Genomic DNA, 18,984 nt, shown 5'->3' with positions numbered 1-18,984 from the left:
ACGCGAAGCGGCTTCTCGAAGAGTAATATGTAACGAAAAGTAAAATCGCCCAAACCCTCTTCACTCTTGCCTCTTGCCTCTTGCCTCTTGCCTAGTGCCATAACGACGATTTTCAATGCTAACCTACTTAACTCTATTGACGAGTGATCACCAAATTTGAAGTCAGGGTAATAGCTAAATCTTGTTCTGGTCTGAGGACAAAAACATCAGCTTTTTGTTTCCGCAATAGTACACTAGCTAAAGCACCCGCTGCTGCACCACCCACAGGCTCTAAAACTTCAATTTTCTTGTTACCTGTAATTAGGGAAATCACACTAGCTGCACCGGCACCAATAGCAGCATCAGTTAATACTTGTCCAGTGCTTGATCCCTTGGAGATTGTTTCTGTTTTGGTTATGGTTCGGGAATTAGCAAAAATCTGTTGTCGTTGTCCAGAAGGAAATACTAATTCTCTGGCTACAAAACGAACACCTTGCTGATTATTCCCAGAAGATCGAGTATTTAATCTTACTGGTTGTAATTCACCAATCACTTCAGTATTGGCAGGAATTAAAATATTTCTGTTGCTATCAGTAACATTGTCAGCTATTTTCAGAGTTAGGGCTAATGTTTCACCCGGTTTGACAATAACTTTTTCCTTGTCGTAGGTAACAGGTAAAGTTACATTAGCGGGAATACTAATTGTCCGCGATTGATTGAGATTGTATCCTTGTGCCAGAACAGGACTCAAGGACAGTAAGGGGATAGCTGCACCTGTGGTAATGGCTATGGCCATGAGTGCAGCGGTGCGAGATTGCCAACGGGTAGAACGACTCATGATAAGATTGCCAATAATATGTGATATGTGGGATGACGTGGATTAACTAAGATAGTTTCTGGACAATTGTTAATTAAGCATAAGCGCTGCTTACTTACGTTTTCTTTTTTTCTGCCCCCAATCGTAATTCACAAGCAACAATAATACTGGTACAAATGTTTTCTTCTCCAACTTCTTGAATTTTAGAAAATATTTTACCTGTTGGATGTTTAATAAAGTCCGATAATGTATTGGTATCGAGTAAGTAAGAGTAAGACATTTTAAAGCTCTATTTCATCTAGTGGTAATAACCCTTCGTCAACATTGGGAAATTCTTCATCAATATCCTCAAGGTTAGCAAAGACTTCGAGAAGGGATTTTTTCTTAATAGGAGAAATAATCGCCAGAGGAATACCATTTTCTGTAATTGTCAGGGGTTCACCTGTTTTTTTAGCTTCGTTAATTAGAGTCTGAAGGGTTTGGGGGAGTTCGGAAATGGTGATTTGTGTCATAGTGGGTTGTGGGGATGAAAATTGGGCGTATATATTTCATTCTATTCTGAATATTAGATAACAGTTAATCCTGTAAATCCTTAAATCCTGGACATCCTGATTCAGACAGTGAAATTAGATCCCCGACTTCTTGGAGAAGTCGGGGATCTGGACAATTGTTAATTAAGTATAAGCACTGTATACTCACGTTTATTCCTGTGCTATTCTAAATGCTAGTTACTCATCACATCTACCACCAGTATGGATTACTCAAGTCTCAAAACTACTGCTGAAATCATTACCGCTTTTCATAAATGTCAAAATGCAGGTGAACAAATTGATTTATTTGAAGCATTAGCAACAAGTTATGATCCACCTGTTGAGGCTTTTGTAGAAATATTAAGAGGAGTTATATTAGAACCGTTAATAGTTTTAACTATTTACACTTTTGGCAAGATTAAAGATGCAGACACTAGGGAAAGATTAAAGCAAAGTGAAGATTTATTAGCAATTTTAAGTGAGAAAGCGCAGTCAGGAGAAACAGATTCAATTCGCTTGTCTGCTGCTAAGACTGTTGTAAATTTGGGGTTTGATTTTATTGCTCTATCTCGATATTTCAGGGAAGATCCTAAAAAGATTGCTGATAGAATAACACGAGATAAATTGAAAGAGAAAGGTTTATTCTATGCTAAATACAATGAAGTACGAGATTTAAAATCTAACCTTGATAGACAATTAGAGCAAATTAAATCTATTAATTATGATGTATATGACAGGGTAATTGTAAATAATAATTTTAAGGATATTCCCTCTGTAAATATAGTGAATGATGATGAATATGATTTCATTTTAAATGATTATGTACAGGCTTTAAATATTTTAAATGATCATGACTATGTACAGTCCTTACGTGATAAATCATCTAGATTATCAGGTGAGGTGACTAAGTTTTATAAAGATTATAAGGAAAATCAATTAGCTGCTATAGATGACAAGATTGCAAAAGAAAAAGCAAGTCTTGAAAAAGCTAAATCAGCAAAATCAATATCCATTTTTGCTCCTTCATATATCACTATTTCGGTTTCTTTAATTGCCATTATTTTTTCGGTGTTTCAGAATATAATATATCTAAGCTTAGAATATTTATTCGCACCTATAGTTTACTTACTACTTTGTTTTGTTTCTCCAATACTATATGTTAGGGAAAGTCATAAAAATGAGTTGTTATTCAGTATACTACTTTCATTTGTTCCTGGTGGTATATTTGCAATCATACCTATTAAAATATTTGAAAGAAAAATAAAATCTGTCAAAAAAAATATTGAAGAAGCAGAAAATCAAAAAACAGATGAACTCTATAGACTGAATGATGAAGAACAAAAGATATTAAATCTATTATCAATTTAATTATTTAACCATGTTCCCCCTCATATTCCAAATACCCCAACTCCCCGATTTAAAATCACAAAAATACACCTCCCAATATGGACAAGGAGTACGTCAAAAAGTCCTTAGCAGTCAAAAAGACTTCTTACTCCTCCTCAGCGATATTGGTAGAGTTTATAACCTCACCTTTTCCATACGCTATCGCTATACACCTGGTTTACCCTTCGATAAACGACTGGGTATTTATTTAGTCGTCAGTCAATCACAACCTATTTCACCTGATACCGAAACTCAAATAGCTGAAGATATTAAAAAAATCATCACAGATGGATTTCTCAACCAATTTTATAAAATTGAATTACAAACAGAAGTTCCCCAAATTCAAAATCTCAGTTGGGTAAATTGTATTGGTGAAGCAATAAAACATGAAGAAATTATCAGCACTCGTCCTAAAGATTCCTTAGCGTCTTTGAAAACAAAAGGATTACCAAATTATTATGTACCACTGCAATTAGAAGCAGATGAAGCTAACGATATGTTAGTAGTTTGTCAAGTTATTTCTCGTTTCAATAGTCCCCTGATGTTGGAAATAACTTTTCAACCAGATACCACCACATTACAAGAAAAATCTAATTGGATAAACGCCTTAGATCAAATGTTATCTCAACTCAGACAAGCTAGTAGTGGTTCTAGTTTAAGTTCCGCTAAAGAAGGAGACAGAAATGCACAATTAGTCTCTCGGATTTACGAAAAATATCAATCTTCCTATCTCACAGAAAGCTTATTTCGTTATAGCTTCAAAGTTTTGGGAAAAAATGAGTTAGCAGTTCGCAGCGTTTTAGGAACATTATTATTAAGTGGAACTAAAAAAAGCCGCTACCGGACTATTATTCTCACTCCCAATCATCCCACATTTACAGACAGTCTCGCAGCTACTCAATTAGGAAAACTTTCCACTTCTACCCACTGGGAAGAATGGGATAAAGGATTAGGAGAAGCAGAATTTGGAGGTGATTCAATCACAGGTAAAGGTAGTGTGCGCGTCTTAGATTTAAAACCTTTACACCGCTATGCAACATTAAATGAAATTAGTGGTTTATTTCGCATTGTAGTTCCCAGTGATGCACCTGTAGCGGGAATTAGTCAAGAAAATGATATTACCAGTTTAGGTCAAGATAAACAATGGATTGATTTTGGTGGTTATGAAATTAACCGAGGTGAAGAAAACAAAATACAAATAGAATTAAAACAACTGAATAAACACGCTTTTATTTGTGGTGTTCCTGGAAGTGGAAAAACCACCACAGCTTTTAATTTACTAACTCAGTTGTGGAGTCATGGAATCCCATTTTTAGTATTTGAACCTGCGAAAACTGAATATCGTTCACTTTTGGCTATCAATCCTAATCTGAGTAAATTTACTCGCGCTGATATCGAATTTCTCAAATCTTTAAAAATCCTCACCCAACAATTACGAGTTTACACATTAGGAAATGATTTAATTTCTCCTTTTCGATTTAATCCCTTTGAAGTTTCCCAAGGAGTTCCTTTTTATGAACATATTTCTAATTTAGAAGCATCTTTTCGGGGTGCGTTACCTCTTTCTGGTCCCTTACCTGCTTTGCTTTCCGAAGCATTGGAAGAAATATATTATGATCGGGAATGGACGGGAAGCGAAGAAGGAACACCAGAAAATTTACAAATTCCCACCATGCGGGATTTATATGATAAAATCACCGCTTTATTTGAAACCAAAGATTACGCAGGTGAGGTAAAATCTAACCTGAAAACAGCTTTAGAAGTGAGAATTGGGAGTTTATTAAAACGTGGTGTGGGTGCGATGTTAAATACTCAACGCAGTAGTCCCACAATTGCTGATTTATTAAAATATCCCACAATTTTAGAATTAGATTATTTGAACCAAGACCAAGCAAATTTGATGACCTTCTTGTTGCTAACTAAAATTCGGGAATATATCAAACGTCAACGGACAGAAAAAGCCGGAAATCCTGAACATATTTTATTATTAGAAGAAGCGCATAATTTAGTCGGGAGAAATTTAGGAACTTCCTCTGGTGAAGATGCAAATACAAAACAAGAAGCCGCAAATTATGTCACTAGAATGTTAGCAGAAATGCGGGCTTTGAGAGAATCTATTATTATTGCTGACCAATTACCAACAGGAGTAGCAGCAGAGGTTGTCAAAAATACAAATGTGAAAATTGCTCATCGTTTGGTGTCAGCAGATGATAGAAAAGATATAGGTCAAGGGATGCTTTTAGACCAATCACAAATGGAAGAAATTGCGCGTTTACAACCTGGTGAATCTTTTTTATATATGGAAGGTTGGTATCGTCCCCACCCGGTAAAAATTCCTTATGAAAATAGTGCTAAGGAAAAGTTAGGGGTAGAAAGTTCGATTACTAATGATAAAATTAAAGATGTGATTAAATCCCGTCCTTGGTATATTCAAGGTCAGCAAACTTTACTATCCACTGCTTTACAAGAATATCAACGTTTGTATAAAGAACACAATCAAAGTTTAACTGATATTCGGGAGGAGTTAAAACAAGTTTCTCAAGATTGTACAGAATTACAAATTTTGTTATCAAATATAAAACAGGAAATCTTTCATCGTTTAGCTGGAGAGTTACGTTTTGATTTAAACCCTGTTCCTGATGAATTATCACTACAAATAGATAGACGCATTGATGCTAATAATATCCGCAGTTTGAAGTATTTACAACTTGCTGCTAATTTAACTTTAACGGATTTGGTAGAGTTACAATCTTTGGTAAATGTTAAATTGGGAATATTTGATCAATTCTATCAAAAGGTGTTGGATAAAAATAATCAGATTCGTCGTAGTCATTATCAACAACTTTGGCAAAAATTATCTCGTCAGATTAAAAATACTCAACAACAGATAATCAATTTAGCCCAGGTTTTAAATAGAGAATCACAGGTTGCGGATATTCAAAAATTAGCAGATAATCTTGCTTATGAACAAAGACGCATTACTGATGTTGAGGAATCATCTTTAAAAGACACTTTAAAACGTCTGCAAAATGAAAAACAAGAATTACAAGATAAGTTAACGGAGGTGTTGAGTTTAGCTATTCAGCAAGCGAAAATTAATAAAGTTAAACATGATTTACAAATATGAGTACAATAACTGTAGGTTGGGTTGACGCAAGGAAACCCAACATTGTGTATACGTTACATTCGTAAATGTTGGGTTTCGTTCCTCAACCCAAGCTACAATAAATAGGAGAAAATTATTTTGGATATAGCAGTTAAAAATCTGGTTTTATCTTACGAAACTTTAGCAAATCAAGCTATAAAGTTCAATCATGCTTATTTGCAATTACTGAAAATATATGAAGAACTAATTTTAGCACCTGACTGGTTTGCTGAATTAGAAAAATCTGGAAGTTCACTATTCAAAACTATTGCTTCAATGCAGCAAGAACAAAAGATAATTGTATGTAAATTTCAGGATTTATCAAAATTCATTGCTAAAGCACAGTTACATTTTATCATCAATCCTGAAGCGGAACAATTGAAAAATATTGCCCATGATTGCCAAATTATGATAGATTTTGTAAATAGCATAGATTTGGCAGATTTACAAGATATGTTTGTCAAAATTAAGAAATAAAAGAGGTTAAGAATCATGTCACAAGAATATAATGATCGCCAGGATTTAGAAAGAGAAGTTAAAGACTATGGTAAACAAATTGAAACTCTGGGAGAATCACAAAAAGAGTATCAGGAAGACATAGAAAGTCTACAGGAAAGACTGAAAATGTTAAAAAGTCAACCAGGAGTTTATGCAAATGCAGACAATAAAATGATTGCTACGGTAGAAAGAGCAGTTCAAACTCGTGAAACTAATGTAGAAGAGTGTCAAGAAAATATTGGTGAAGTTAAAACACAAATGGATGGTAAGTTAGAAAATATCAAAAAACTTATGAATACACAAGGACAACGGATTGAAAAAATGGAGAATGCAGTTGATTCTTTTAAGCATAAAAATGATCATATAGTTAATGATATTAAATTTGAAATTCAAACTGGAAAAGATGATTTAGATGATGCAAAAGATAAATCTGTCAGTTTCCTAAAAATTATTGAAGTAGCAGGTGCTTTAGCTGCTGGTGTTGGATTAGCTGCACAAGGCATTTCTCAGTTACTTAGCACTTTGCAATCAATAGGGATATTGAAATAAATCATAACATCAAATATAAAACCAATAAGTCAGCACTTGTGCAACGCTTCTAAATAAATGTAACAAAAATTACATCTTCAGAATCAGAAAATCACATTACATTTAAAAAATCATCTTCCTATTGTAAATTTTTGTAAAATTGATGTCTTCAAGACTAGAAACCTGCTAATTACATGACTAAACTAAAAACTAAGTGCATCTGTACTGTTAACAATCAAAATTGTAAATGTGGCACTATAGCCTGAATGATCCCAGTCCAACTTATCATCAAAAACTTTCTTAGTTACCGTGACGCAGCTTTAGATTTTAGCGGCTTGCATACGGCGTGTATTTGTGGTTCTAATGGTGCGGGGAAATCTTCCCTTTTAGAAGCTATCACTTGGGCAATTTGGGGTGAAAGCCGTGCTACTATTGAGGATGATGTGATTCATTCTGGCGCACAAGAAGTCCGAATTGATTTCACTTTCCAAAGTGGTCTGCAAACTTATCGGGTAATTCGCAACCGGGTAAGAGGTGGAACTAGTATTTTGGAATTTCAAATTGAAACTCCTGCTGGGTTTCGTCCTTTGACGGGTAAGGGATTAAAAGCCACTCAGGATGTCATTCTCGAACATATTAAGCTAGATTATGAGACTTTTATTAATTCAGCTTATTTGCGTCAGGGGAAAGCCGATGAATTTATGCTCAAACGTCCTGCTGAACGCAAGGAAATTTTGGCGGAGTTATTAAAACTAAATCAGTATGATGAGTTAGAAGAACGCGCTAAGGATAAATCTAAACTTTATAGAATCCGAGGAGAAGATTTAGAAAATTCTTTAGCGAATATTAAAATTCAACTCCAACAACGGGAAACAACGGAAACTCAACGCGCTGAGTTAGAAGCGCAATTGAATAATTTACAACAAGTGCAAGCTTTTGAAAATATTCAATTACAAAGTTTACAAGTTATCCAACATCAAAGACAAAGTTGGGAACAACAATTAAATTTTGTGCGGCAACGATATGATAATCTGAACCAAGATAGCGATCGCTTACAACAAGAACAAATATCCGTAAAATCCCAATTAACAGATTTAGAAAAGATTATCAATCAACAAGTTGATATTCAAGCTGGTTATGCTCAATATCAAAGTCTGCAATCTCAAGAAGAAATTTTTGCAGCTAAATTTGAACAACATACCTGCGCTACCAATTTAAAACAACAAAAACAACAACAGTTATATAAACAAACTCAAGATTTAGAACGTCAATTACAACAAGCTGAAGCTCAATTAGCAGCTTTAGAACAACAAGAACAAGAAATTTCCCAAACCTTGAGTAAATCTGGGGATATCGAAACAGCTATATTACAATTAAATACCGCTCGTCAGCATTTGACTAACTTAGATCAATTGCAAATGCAGGTAACACCATTATTACAACAAAGAGCCAGTTTGCAAAGTCAATTAGATCGCACTCATGCTAGTCTAGTAGCGCGATTGGAGCAAATGCAAGCCACAGAAAAACAATTACAAAATCAACACCATCGTCAACCCCAATTACAACAAGCAGTAATAGAGATAGGAACGCAAATTGAAGAATTAGATAAAAAGCGAGTTTATCTCCAAAGAGTCAAGGAAAAAGGACAGGAAAGACGACATTTTCTGGAGCGTTTACAAGCTCATCAAGGAGATTATGAAAGGTTATTGGGGGAACTAGAACAAAAATTGCAAATGTTACAAAATCCCGATGCTAGTTGTCCTTTATGTGAACGTCCTCTAGACGAACATCATTGGAGTAAAGTTATCGAAAAAACTCAATTAGAATATGAAGATACCCAAGGACAATTTTGGGTAGTGCGGGAACAAATAGCGGTTTCAGATCGGGAAATTCAGGTACTCAGACAAGAATATCGAGAAATAGACCAAAAGTTATCAGGTTATGATTCATTGCGAGAAAAACGGGGACAATTAGCAGCACAGTTAGAAGCTACAAGTGATGTTCAACAACAGTTACTGCAAATTATTTCTGAAAAACAACATTTAGAAAATTCCTTAGAAACCGGTGATTATGCACCAGAAAAACAAATAGAAATTCAGCAATTAGATCAATATCTCCAGCAACTTAATTATAGTGAACAAGACCACGTTCTTGCCCGTAGTGATGTGGATAAATTACGTTGGGCAGAAATTAAACAAGGACAAATTAAGGATGCCTTAAAACGTCAAGGACAACTAATAGCTAGAAAACCAGAATTAACAGCGAATATTGCTCAATTACAATTGCAACTGCAACAAGGACAAACTGATTCTGATTGTGCGAAAGAAATCGCTAATTTAGAACAGCAAATTGCCGAAATTGGCTATAGTTCAGAACAGCATAATTATCTGCGTCAAGGTGTGCGACAAGGGCAAGGTTGGCAATTACGTCATCAACAATTATTATCAGCACAAGCACAATATCCTCAATTAAGTAATAAAAGTCAAGATTTGGAAGATTCATTGCAAAGAATATTCAAAGAACGAGAAATATTAACTCAACAAATTGATAATATGGTTAAACAATTAACCGACAGTGCGAACCCAACAGCCCAAATTAATGCTTTAGAACAACAATTAGCAAACCGGAGACGGGAACTAGATCATAAAATATCTCAGTTGGGACAATTAAAACAAATGTCTCTGCAATTAGAAACTTTGCAAAATCAATATGAACAAGATATCCAACAGGTGCAAATTTGTAAACAACAACAGCGTGTTTATCAAGAATTAGCTCAAGCTTTTGGCAAAAATGGGATTCAAGCTTTAATGATTGAAAATATTTTACCCCAACTGGAAGCAGAAGCTAATCAATTACTTTCTCGATTGAGTGCGAATCAATTTCACGTCCAATTTATCACCCAAAAAGCGGGACGCAGTGGTAAATCTAGTAAGAAAAATGCTAAATTAATAGATACATTAGATATTTTAATTGCTGATTCCAGAGGAACGAGATCCTATGAAACTTATTCAGGAGGAGAAGCTTTTAGAATTAACTTTGCCATTCGTTTAGCTTTGGCAAAATTATTGGCACAAAGGGCAGGAGCCTCATTACAATTATTAGTAATAGATGAAGGTTTTGGGACTCAAGATGGGGAAGGATGCGATCGCTTAATTGCGGCAATTAACGCCATATCCTCTGATTTTGCCTGTATCCTCACTGTAACCCATATGCCCCACCTCAAAGAAGCCTTCCAAGCCAGAATTGAAGTGAGTAAAAATCAGCAAGGTTCACAGTTACAATTATTGATGTAATACCCAGATCCCCGACTTCTTTGAGAAGTCGGGGATCTATATCCAATTATCTGCTCATGCTGAGATTAATTACTGACTTTGACGGTCCAATCATGGATGTTTCGGAACGCTATTACCGTGTTTATCAATTGTGTCTAGAGAAAACCCGATATCCTCAACAAACAATTACAGAACTTTCTAAAGCCGAATTTTGGCAACTCAAGCGATCGCACACTCCCGAACTCCAAATTGCTCTACAATCAGGTTTAGATGCCCAACAAGGGCAAGAATTTTCCCAAATCCGTAAACAAATAGTCCACACCCTCCCCTATTTCCAGTATGATGTCCTTGTTCCCACTGCATTAGAAACACTCACCAAAGTTCAAGCAGCCGGTATTGATTTAGCCGTGATGACAATGCGACGGGTACGAGAATTAGACTATGCTTTTAATCAATATAATTTGAGCCAGTTTTTCCCAGAAAATCGTCGTTATTGCCTAAGTAACGACTATCTAAAAACTCGTGATGTCGAAGATAAACCATTATTAATGGCTAGAGCCTTAGCTGAACTCCCCCCTGCGGCTGATACTTGGATGGTGGGAGACACAGAAGCCGACATTACTGCTGCCAAAAAACACGATATCAAAATTATTGCAGTTGAGTCGGGTATCCGAGATCGCAGTCAACTAGCATTTTATCAACCTGATATGATTGTGACCGATTTAAAAACGGCTGTAGATTTTATCCTCAAACAATAAAAAAATTATGGGTAATCGGTCATTAACCAATTACCCATTACCTAACGTAAAAAGCTACTTACTAACCACATCAATATAAAAGTCAACAGCGTCGAAAACTGATTCGCTGTCAAAGTTATTAATGGTGATGGTAATATCAAGCCAGCAATTAGACCGCCAGCGATTAAGCCAGCAATTAAACTAACTAACGTGAATAAAACCGCTCTACCAAATTTTCCTTCCTTGCGATTGAGGAAGTAAACACCAATAGCTACCCCAACTACCAAGGACAGTTGTAAAACCTGTCCGCTACCACCGGGATATAACACACTAGTTGCACTTAAACCCAGATACCAAGCTCCTGGTAGCAGTACATCAGTTAAAGTAGGCTGATCTATACTCCGCTGTAGCCATGCAGGAGACTGCTGACCAAGGGTTTGACTTGTTTGGGGAGAAGATGGAACTCGCTTTTCTGGAAACCGGATGCGTTCAGGCACTTTAATTTTACCTTCTTGGCGCATCCGCAGGCGCTCCATTAGAATCGCATCATAAGCAGCTTCAATAACTTCTCGGACATTGCCATCACCACCATGTCGTTCTAACAGGCGATTCCGAACATCCTGAATTTCATCGAAGCTTGCATCTTCTGATACCCCAAGTTTCTCGTAGGGACTTTGATCACTCATGGGAGGTTATTACTTTAGCCTTAATCAGCGGCACTTTTTATTTTACAGAAAAACAACTTTAGATTTTATAGAAATAAAGACAACAATTAGACAAGTAGCTACCTGCATTAGAGAAAGTAGGCAATTTTATCCATCTACTACAATAATAGCATGAGTCGGGGCAACCGCACATAAGAAAATTGTGGTTTTAAGATTGTTGAAAATTTGAATACTCAGGACTGTGGGCTGAAGTCGGGAAACTACTTTCATCCTCCCCTAACTCCTGCTATACCAGCAGATTTACCTCTTCAATATTCACAATAAAAATTACAGTTTATAGAAATAATCAGGATAATCATCCCTATCCCCCGTAAATTTTGAATTACTGCCAAAGTAAAACCTGCGTTTTTACGCAATCATCTTTGTTAATTCTATGTACTTCTGTAAAAAATAATAGCCATGGCTGCTGCCAAGATTCTTGTAATTGACGACGATCCTGCGGTTCGGAATTTAATCCAACGCTTTTTACTGAAACAAAATTATCAAGTTGAGTCTGCCGAAGATGGTAAGACTGGTCTAAGTATGTTTGAGCAATTTAACCCTGATTTAGTAATTCTAGATGTTAATTTGCCGGATGTGATTGGTTTTAACCTCTGTCAAGAAATGCAGAGTCGTAGTGGTGTATTTGTGCTACTACTGACTAGCAGGACAGACGAAGCGGATAAAATTCGCGGTTTTTCTAAAGGTGCTGATGACTATCTCACTAAGCCATTTGGTTTAGGAGAGTTAGAAGTTAGAGTAGCAGCAATTTTAAGGCGGCAGCGGGTTGTAACTAATGCAGAACAGCAACGTCTTATCTTTGACAAACTAACTATTGATTCCATAGGACGGGAAGTAATGCTTAATAGCGAACCCATTCTCTTAACTGCTCTGGAATTTGACTTATTATATTTTTTAGCTAGTCATCCAGCTAGAGTTTGGCGACGATCTGAACTGATCCAAAAAGTTTGGGACTATGAATATGTTGGGGATCAACGGGTTGTAGATGTCCATATTGGTCAAATTCGTAAGAAAATTGAAATCGATCCGACTCAATCAACATTAATTCACACTATCCGTGGTGTAGGGTACAAATTTGAATGCGCTACTTCTAACTAAAACTTGACTACTATCTCTAAACTTCCGCCGCTCCCAAGCCTTCAAGGCGTGGGAGCAGGGCTGCAAAATTTATGCTATCAACGCAAAATGTTGTGAACAGAAACAGAGTTGGTTTATTAATTTAATCCAGTATTTATCTGGATTATTGATGAAATAAAGTTTCTAAGTAAACACGAGCCGCTCGGCGATCGCTTTCGCCATTTTGCAGCAAAAATAGCGATAAAGCCGCTGTTAATACGCGGGTTTGATCCCAATCAGGATGGTTTTGCAGATAGTTGTTCATGGATTCCTGTAATGTTTCGGGAATTTCGGTAAAGAGAGGAACTGTTGTGTTCATAAAATTTTCCTGTAGATTAATCAAGAGAAGTTACTTGTGTTCAGTTTGACTGAGGGCTGATTCATCCCCTGTGAGGAAAGTAGGGAAGGAAATTAAAATAAACCAAAATACAAAATGCAGATGCCTAAGGGAATCAAACTAAGACTCATCATTTTGCGCTCACAACAGGTGGATTTGTCAATGCTGCGAAATGTTAACAATTAGCAGTCAAAAATAAATCTTGACGAATTAATCAGGCTTATAACTATATTTTTGTTACATAACTTCATGAAAACTCGGTTATCAAGCCTGTTAGTAGTGAAAAATTCACAATCCCCAATAAGTCAGCAATAGCTGATTAACTCGTCAAACATCTGTGGAAAACTACAAAATTACCTGTGGAAATCCTGTGGAATGAATGAGGAAAATAATAGTTAATAATAAGAATTACCAAAATGTCAGGAAGATATGACATATCAGGTAAATAAGATGATAAAGTCAATTTATGAATATAAGTATGCTAACTTTTAGTTATCTAGTTTAGAGTGGTGACGGAAATTACTCATTAAAACTAGGCTAAATGCAAGTTAAAATAGATGAAAGTAGTAATTTGTTGTGCTTTCTACAAGAAAAACTTTTAAGCTCTAATTCTGTAAATTATTGATTTTTGCCTGAGAAATTGGAATGTTAGACCAAATATTTAATTACCTAGATTTTCATTTCAGCGTCGAAGCTTCTATAGTCCTCCTAATCTTAGTGTTTTTAGAGGCAGTGCTATCGGCTGATAATGCGATCGCCCTCGCTGCGATCGCCCAAGGACTAGAAGACAAAAAACTAGAAGGTCAAGCCCTAAACATTGGTTTAGTATTTGCTTATGTCCTCCGAATCACCCTATTGTTAACAGCTACTTGGGTACAAAAATTTTGGCAATTTGAACTATTGGGCGCTGGTTATCTCTTATGGCTAGTATTCCAACACTTTAGCTCTCAAGAAGACGAATCCAATCACCATCACGGACCACGTTTTAAATCTCTGTGGCAAGCTATACCCGTGATTGCCTTTACCGATTTAGCCTTTTCCTTGGATAGTGTAACCACAGCGATCGCCGTTTCTCAAGAAACATGGTTAGTAATCACTGGTACAACCATCGGTATTGTCACCCTCCGATTCATGGCTGGATTATTTATCCGCTGGTTAGATGAATATGCAAACTTAGAAGACGCAGGTTACATCACTGTAGCGTTTGTAGGTTTACGTCTGTTATTAAAAGTCATCAACGATGATTTAGTCCCACCACAATGGCTCATGGTGACAGCTATTGGTATCATCTTAGCCTGGGGCTTCTCTAAACGCACCGTTGTGGAGTTAGTTCCAGAAGAAAAGGAAAAAGCCGAAGTCTTGAAGTAATTAGGTAGGGAACAGGTAACAGGTAACAGTTTTATTACCCATTACCCATTACCCATTACCCATCCCTAATTACTCATTTAACCAAGGTGTGGAATGAGGTTGCCAAGCAACTAATTCCTCTTCCTTAAACCACAGCGCAATTTCTGTTTGGGCGGTTTCTTGAGCATCAGAACCATGAATGAGGTTGCGACCGACATTAACGCCAAAATCGCCGCGAATTGTGCCTGGTTCTGCTGTTAAAGGGTTGGTTGCGCCAATAATTTTTCTGGCTGCTACCACAACGCCCTCGCCTTCCCAAACCATGGCTACCACTGGACTAGAAATGATAAATTCCACTAAACCAGGGAAAAAAGGTCTTTCACGGTGAACATCATAATGTTTTTCCGCTAATTCTTTACTAACCTTCATAAACTTTAAGCCCACTAGGGTAAAGCCCTTAGTTTCAAATCGGCGGATAATTTCACCCACCAAGCCGCGTTGTACACCGTCAGGTTTAATTGCTAAAAATGTGCGTTCCAAATCTGTCTCCAAAAACATAATCAAATTTTGATGGGTTAATTGTCAGTTGTATTGATGTCTTTTGTCTAGTAGTCTTGTGAATATTCCCTAAAAATTGCAGAGATAAGGGAACAAGAAAAAAATTGTCTTCTTTTCTGGCTAGTAAAGACGCAGCAAGGCTTAGTTACCCCTCTACGGGTAGCGCAGCATGGTAATGACGATATTTATAATTAGGGGGTGCTGAAAAAGTTGTCTGTGAGGGCTAGGAGTCAGGAGTCAGGAGTCAGGAGTCAGGAGGAAGAATTAGAAGAAGAGAAGAATAGTATTGAATCTGGTCAAGTGATAGGTTTTTGCTGATTTCAACCCTTATTCCTTGCACCTGATTCACCTTTTTTACCTTCAAACTCTTGATATATCTCAGTTCTAGGTTTATTCAGCAGCCCCTAATTACTAATTCTTAATCAGAAATTATTTCTAGTTGTATATCCCTTACCAGACTATTTTGTTAAATTATTATTTTCGTAGGCAAACACAGAGGTCAGGAAGAAATGGGTGTCGAGTCAACCGCTGATGAAATTGTGAAAATGCCGTCTAATGGGCATAAAGCTGAATTGAAACGCCAAAAACAGAAGCAACTACTAGTCCCTAGTCCAATTACGGGAGATTTACCTCTACCTTGGAAAATTGAGAACAGTGAAGACCTGTACCGGATTGAAGGTTGGGGAAAGCCTTATTTTTCGATTAATGCGGCTGGTCATGTGACTGTCTCCCCCAAGGGTGAACGTGGTGGGTCATTAGACTTGTTCGAGTTGGTAAATGCTTTAAAGCAGCGTAATTTGGGGCTACCTATGTTAATTCGCTTTTCCGATATTTTGGAAGACCGAATTGAGCGATTAAATGCTTGTTTTGCCAAAGCGATCGCTCGCTATAACTATCCTGGGGTATATCGGGGAGTATTTCCCGTTAAGTGCAATCAACAACGCCACCTGATCGAAGATTTAGTGAGATTTGGTAAACCCCATCAATTTGGTTTAGAAGCAGGTTCTAAGCCAGAATTAATGATTGCTCTAGCCTTGTTGGATACGCCAGGCGCATTGTTAATTTGCAACGGCTACAAAGACCAGGAATACATCGAAACAGCGATGTTAGCCCAGAAACTAGGACAAACACCAGTGATCGTCCTAGAGCAAATTGAAGAGGTAGATTTGGCCATTGCGGTCAGCCGTCAATTAGGCATTAAACCCATCTTGGGAGTAAGAGCGAAATTAAGTACCCAGGGAATGGGGCGTTGGGGAACTTCCACAGGCGATCGCGCTAAGTTTGGCCTGACAATTCCCGAAATTATGGAAGCTGTGGAAAAATTAGGTGCAGCCGACTTACTCGGTTCTTTGCAGTTATTACACTTTCACATTGGTTCTCAAATCTCTGCTATCAATGTCATTAAAGATGCCATCCAAGAAGCCAGCCGCATTTATGTGGAGTTGGCCATGCTGGGGGCAGATATGAAATATTTAGACGTTGGTGGTGGCTTGGGTGTAGATTACGACGGCTCTCAAACCAACTTCTACACCTCGAAAAACTACAATATGCAAAACTATGCTAACGACATCGTGGCAGAGTTAAAAGATACCTGTGATGAAAAGCATATTCCCGTACCAACATTAGTGAGTGAAAGTGGCCGGGCGATTTCTTCCCACCAATCGGTTTTAATCTTTGATGTTCTCAGCACCAGCGATGTCCCCCTTAATCCCCCTTCTCCTCACCAAGAGGGAGAATCCCCAATCATTAAATATCTCTGGGAAACCTACCAATCCATCAACAAAGAAAATTACCAAGAGTTCTATCACGATGCGGCTCAATTCAAAGAGGAAGCCATCAGTCGTTTTAACTTAGGAATTTTGCGCCTCAAGGAACGCGCTAAAGCCGAGCGTCTTTACTGGGCTTGTTGTCAAAAAGTTTTAACTCTCATCCGTCAGGAAGAATACGTACCTGATGAGTTGGAAGACCTAGAAAAAATCATGGCTTCCATTTACTATATCAATCTTTCCGTGTTTCAATCAGCACCGGACTGTTGGGCGATAGATCAACTATTTCCCATTATGCCTATACATCGGCTGGATGAAGAACCAACCCGGAGAGGAATTTTAGCGGATCTAACCTGTGATAGTGATGGGAAAATAGACCGCTTCATAGATTTGCGAGATGTCAAATCAGTGTTAGAACTGCACGAATTTGAGCCGGGAAAACCTTATTATCTGGGAATGTTCCTGAATGGAGCGTACCAGGAAATTATGGGGAATTTACATAATCTTTTTGGTGACACTAACGCTGTTCACATTAATTTAACACCCAAAGGTTATCAAATTGAACACGTTGTCAAGGGCGATACCATGAGTGAAGTTCTGAGCTACGTCCAGTATGATGCTGAGGACATGATAGAAAATATTCGCCAACGGTGTGAGCGAGCTTTAGAAGAACAGCACATTACTATAACAGAATCTCAGCGACTACTACAAACTTATGAGCAAAGTTTACAACGGTATACTTACTTGAATAGTTAATAGTCAGTTGTCAGTTGTCAGTGGTCAAAAAAAACAACGGATAACGGACAACTGACAACTGACAACTGTACGGGCGAAGCATTTGGAGAACTATTTTTGGCAATGACCGATAATTTATCTTCCAAATGCTTCGCCCCTACTGACAACGAATAACTGACAACGAACAACTGACAACTAACTAATTAACATTTGCTCCTAATAATTCAGCGATCGCTTGGTGTTCTAAAGGTATTTCTGAAGGTCGAGTTTGCCGAGCATCAGTAATTAGCCAATCTAAAGCCGCAGCTTGCACATCAATAGATGCTCCCGTCTTATCTACACAGTAACGCCCAAACACCAGCTTATCTACTAAGCGGACTCCTGGAGCTAAACGCGACCATTCAAAAATTACACTGTTGTCTACAGTAGCCCCACTACAAATCCAGCAATTTGGACCAATCATTGCTGGTCCAATAATTTTTGCCCCATCTTCGATTTTGGTCATTCCCCCAATATAAACAGGTCCAGTGATATCAACTTTATCCCAATTTACAGATACATTTAACCCAGTAAAAATACCGGGAGCAACTTCATGTCCGGGGATTTGGACATTTTTAATTTCTCCTGATAAAACACCACGAATTGCTCGCCAATAATCGGGAACTTTACCAATATCTACCCATTCAAAATCCATGGGAATAGCATAAAAAGAGGCGTTATCTGCTACAAGTTGGGGGAATAACTGGCTACCAATGTCATATTCCACTCCAGAGGGTATATATTTAAACACTTCTGGCTCGAAAATATAAATACCTGTATTGATATTAGTGCTAAGGGCTTCTTCTGTTGAAGGTTTTTCTTGGAAAGCTTGAACGCGATTATTTTCGTCAGTAACCACCACACCGTAGCTAGAAACCTCTTCTTTGGGAACTGATTTGGTGATGATAGTAGCGATCGCCCCTTTGGATTTATGCCACTTTACCGCCGCAGTTAAATCTAAATCAATTAAAGCATCACCACATAACACTACAAATGTGTCATCAAAAAATGGTGAGAAGTCTTGAATCCGCCGCATACCCCCGGCTGAACCGATAGCTTCGCCGACGAGTTTACCATCATCATCAATTTTACCTTCAAAAGAATAGGCAATCTGCACTCCAAACCGCTGACCATCACGGAAATAACTTTCTATTTCTTCCGCCAAATGGCTAACATTGACCATAATTTCGTCAAATCCATGTTGACGTAATAACTCCAGTAAAAATTCCATAACTGGCTTTTGCAGAATAGGAATCATGGGTTTGGGAATTGTATATGTGATGGGACGGATACGAGTACCCTTTCCCGCTGCAAGAATCATCGCTTTCATAAAATTTTATTCCTTAGTCAGTTGTTAGTTGTTAGTAGGGGCGAAGCATTTGGAAGATGAATTATCGGTCATTGCCAAAAATAGTTCTCCAAATGCTTCGCCCGTACAGTTGTTAGTAGGGGCGAAGCATTTGGAAGAT

Annotated in this window: 18 protein-coding genes; 9 read left to right on the top strand and 9 right to left on the bottom strand. The window is 37.5% G+C overall.

Annotation, left to right across the window (positions count from 1 at the left end):
* Positions 1 to 133: 133 nt before the first annotated feature.
* From FJR06_RS12290 to FJR06_RS12280, 3 genes are all read right to left on the bottom strand, one after another.
* Positions 134 to 817: a conjugal transfer protein TrbI gene (locus FJR06_RS12290; RefSeq protein ID WP_168651525.1), complete on the bottom strand. Its 684-nt coding sequence runs from the start codon at positions 815 to 817 to the stop codon at positions 134 to 136.
* A gap of 94 nt (positions 818 to 911) precedes the next feature.
* Positions 912 to 1,076 (bottom strand): type II toxin-antitoxin system VapC family toxin, encoded by a 165-nt coding sequence (locus FJR06_RS12285; protein ID WP_168651524.1) that lies wholly within the window; start codon positions 1,074 to 1,076, stop codon positions 912 to 914.
* Position 1,077: 1 nt separating this feature from the next.
* Entirely contained in the window at positions 1,078 to 1,308 is a 231-nt protein-coding gene (locus FJR06_RS12280; RefSeq protein WP_015080135.1) for a type II toxin-antitoxin system Phd/YefM family antitoxin, read from the bottom strand.
* A 240-nt stretch (positions 1,309 to 1,548) separates the two neighbouring features.
* Between FJR06_RS12280 and FJR06_RS12275 the strand changes: the two genes are divergently transcribed.
* From FJR06_RS12275 to FJR06_RS12250, 6 genes are all read left to right on the top strand, one after another.
* Entirely contained in the window at positions 1,549 to 2,694 is a 1,146-nt protein-coding gene (locus FJR06_RS12275; RefSeq protein WP_168651523.1) for a hypothetical protein, read from the top strand.
* Between the two features lie 10 nt (positions 2,695 to 2,704).
* Positions 2,705 to 5,839: an ATP-binding protein gene (locus tag FJR06_RS12270; RefSeq protein ID WP_168651522.1), complete on the top strand. Its 3,135-nt coding sequence runs from the start codon at positions 2,705 to 2,707 to the stop codon at positions 5,837 to 5,839.
* 117 nt (positions 5,840 to 5,956) lie between these two features.
* A complete protein-coding gene (locus tag FJR06_RS12265) occupies positions 5,957 to 6,334 on the top strand; it encodes a hypothetical protein (RefSeq protein ID WP_168632720.1) in 378 nt (125 codons plus the stop codon).
* A gap of 15 nt (positions 6,335 to 6,349) precedes the next feature.
* Positions 6,350 to 6,904 (top strand): hypothetical protein, encoded by a 555-nt coding sequence (locus FJR06_RS12260; RefSeq protein WP_168651521.1) that lies wholly within the window; start codon positions 6,350 to 6,352, stop codon positions 6,902 to 6,904.
* 245 nt (positions 6,905 to 7,149) lie between these two features.
* Positions 7,150 to 10,176, top strand: a complete 3,027-nt coding sequence (sbcC, locus tag FJR06_RS12255) for an exonuclease subunit SbcC (protein WP_168651520.1) — start codon at positions 7,150 to 7,152, stop codon at positions 10,174 to 10,176.
* A gap of 56 nt (positions 10,177 to 10,232) precedes the next feature.
* The gene (locus FJR06_RS12250; protein WP_168651519.1) at positions 10,233 to 10,913 is read left to right on the top strand and encodes an HAD family hydrolase; all 681 of its coding nucleotides are present in this window, start codon (positions 10,233 to 10,235) and stop codon (positions 10,911 to 10,913) included.
* A gap of 41 nt (positions 10,914 to 10,954) precedes the next feature.
* Here the strand turns inward: FJR06_RS12250 and FJR06_RS12245 are convergent, their stop codons facing one another.
* Both FJR06_RS12245 and FJR06_RS24705 read right to left on the bottom strand, forming a co-directional pair.
* Positions 10,955 to 11,578 carry a CPP1-like family protein gene (locus tag FJR06_RS12245; RefSeq protein ID WP_015080128.1) on the bottom strand — a complete coding sequence of 208 codons (624 nt, stop codon included), beginning with the start codon at positions 11,576 to 11,578 and terminating at the stop codon, positions 10,955 to 10,957.
* Between the two features lie 126 nt (positions 11,579 to 11,704).
* A complete protein-coding gene (locus FJR06_RS24705; RefSeq protein ID WP_256369498.1) occupies positions 11,705 to 11,827 on the bottom strand; it encodes a hypothetical protein in 123 nt (40 codons plus the stop codon).
* A 189-nt stretch (positions 11,828 to 12,016) separates the two neighbouring features.
* On the opposite strand from FJR06_RS24705, the gene FJR06_RS12240 reads away from it, so the two are divergent.
* Complete coding sequence (locus tag FJR06_RS12240) at positions 12,017 to 12,715, top strand: response regulator transcription factor (RefSeq protein WP_015080127.1); 699 nt, start codon at positions 12,017 to 12,019, stop codon at positions 12,713 to 12,715.
* Between the two features lie 142 nt (positions 12,716 to 12,857).
* Here the strand turns inward: FJR06_RS12240 and FJR06_RS12235 are convergent, their stop codons facing one another.
* Entirely contained in the window at positions 12,858 to 13,052 is a 195-nt protein-coding gene (locus tag FJR06_RS12235) for a DUF2811 domain-containing protein (protein WP_015080126.1), read from the bottom strand.
* Positions 13,053 to 13,715: 663 nt separating this feature from the next.
* Here FJR06_RS12235 and FJR06_RS12230 point away from each other — a divergent pair.
* A complete protein-coding gene (locus tag FJR06_RS12230; protein ID WP_015080125.1) occupies positions 13,716 to 14,438 on the top strand; it encodes a TerC family protein in 723 nt (240 codons plus the stop codon).
* Between the two features lie 69 nt (positions 14,439 to 14,507).
* On the opposite strand, the gene ndk is transcribed toward FJR06_RS12230, so the two are convergent.
* Positions 14,508 to 14,957 carry a nucleoside-diphosphate kinase gene (gene ndk, locus FJR06_RS12225; RefSeq protein ID WP_015080124.1) on the bottom strand — a complete coding sequence of 150 codons (450 nt, stop codon included), beginning with the start codon at positions 14,955 to 14,957 and terminating at the stop codon, positions 14,508 to 14,510.
* Positions 14,958 to 15,484: 527 nt separating this feature from the next.
* On the opposite strand from ndk, the gene speA reads away from it, so the two are divergent.
* Positions 15,485 to 17,497, top strand: a complete 2,013-nt coding sequence (gene speA, locus FJR06_RS12220; protein ID WP_015080122.1) for a biosynthetic arginine decarboxylase — start codon at positions 15,485 to 15,487, stop codon at positions 17,495 to 17,497.
* Positions 17,498 to 17,514: 17 nt separating this feature from the next.
* Here speA and FJR06_RS12215 read toward each other — a convergent pair whose 3' ends face one another.
* Both FJR06_RS12215 and FJR06_RS12210 read right to left on the bottom strand, forming a co-directional pair.
* Complete coding sequence (locus FJR06_RS12215; protein ID WP_168651518.1) at positions 17,515 to 17,664, bottom strand: hypothetical protein; 150 nt, start codon at positions 17,662 to 17,664, stop codon at positions 17,515 to 17,517.
* 11 nt (positions 17,665 to 17,675) lie between these two features.
* On the bottom strand, positions 17,676 to 18,845 hold the full coding sequence (locus tag FJR06_RS12210) for a sugar phosphate nucleotidyltransferase (protein ID WP_015080121.1): 1,170 nt from the start codon (positions 18,843 to 18,845) through the stop codon (positions 17,676 to 17,678).
* Positions 18,846 to 18,984 lie beyond the last annotated feature (139 nt).

Source organism: Dolichospermum sp. UHCC 0352 (genome assembly GCF_009711925.1).
Taxonomy (GTDB): Bacteria; Cyanobacteriota; Cyanobacteriia; order Cyanobacteriales; family Nostocaceae; genus Dolichospermum; species Dolichospermum lemmermannii.
This window is presented reverse-complemented; position numbering and strand designations above follow the sequence as displayed.

Excerpts from the sequence above, each read along its gene's own strand:
- FJR06_RS12275 (WP_168651523.1), top strand. The coding sequence starts at position 1,549 with ATGGATTACTCAAGTCTCAAAACTACTGCTGAAATCATTACCGCTTTT.
- FJR06_RS12260 (WP_168651521.1), top strand. The coding sequence starts at position 6,350 with ATGTCACAAGAATATAATGATCGCCAGGATTTAGAAAGAGAAGTTAAA.
- FJR06_RS12240 (WP_015080127.1), top strand. The coding sequence starts at position 12,017 with ATGGCTGCTGCCAAGATTCTTGTAATTGACGACGATCCTGCGGTTCGG.
- FJR06_RS12235 (WP_015080126.1), bottom strand. The coding sequence starts at position 13,052 with ATGAACACAACAGTTCCTCTCTTTACCGAAATTCCCGAAACATTACAG.
- FJR06_RS24705 (WP_256369498.1), bottom strand. The coding sequence starts at position 11,827 with ATGAAAGTAGTTTCCCGACTTCAGCCCACAGTCCTGAGTATTCAAATT.
- FJR06_RS12270 (WP_168651522.1), top strand. The coding sequence starts at position 2,705 with ATGTTCCCCCTCATATTCCAAATACCCCAACTCCCCGATTTAAAATCA.
- FJR06_RS12290 (WP_168651525.1), bottom strand. The coding sequence starts at position 817 with ATGAGTCGTTCTACCCGTTGGCAATCTCGCACCGCTGCACTCATGGCC.
- speA (WP_015080122.1), top strand. The coding sequence starts at position 15,485 with ATGGGTGTCGAGTCAACCGCTGATGAAATTGTGAAAATGCCGTCTAAT.
- sbcC (WP_168651520.1), top strand. The coding sequence starts at position 7,150 with ATGATCCCAGTCCAACTTATCATCAAAAACTTTCTTAGTTACCGTGAC.
- FJR06_RS12285 (WP_168651524.1), bottom strand. The coding sequence starts at position 1,076 with ATGTCTTACTCTTACTTACTCGATACCAATACATTATCGGACTTTATT.
- FJR06_RS12210 (WP_015080121.1), bottom strand. The coding sequence starts at position 18,845 with ATGAAAGCGATGATTCTTGCAGCGGGAAAGGGTACTCGTATCCGTCCC.
- FJR06_RS12230 (WP_015080125.1), top strand. The coding sequence starts at position 13,716 with ATGTTAGACCAAATATTTAATTACCTAGATTTTCATTTCAGCGTCGAA.
- FJR06_RS12245 (WP_015080128.1), bottom strand. The coding sequence starts at position 11,578 with ATGAGTGATCAAAGTCCCTACGAGAAACTTGGGGTATCAGAAGATGCA.
- FJR06_RS12250 (WP_168651519.1), top strand. The coding sequence starts at position 10,233 with ATGCTGAGATTAATTACTGACTTTGACGGTCCAATCATGGATGTTTCG.
- FJR06_RS12280 (WP_015080135.1), bottom strand. The coding sequence starts at position 1,308 with ATGACACAAATCACCATTTCCGAACTCCCCCAAACCCTTCAGACTCTA.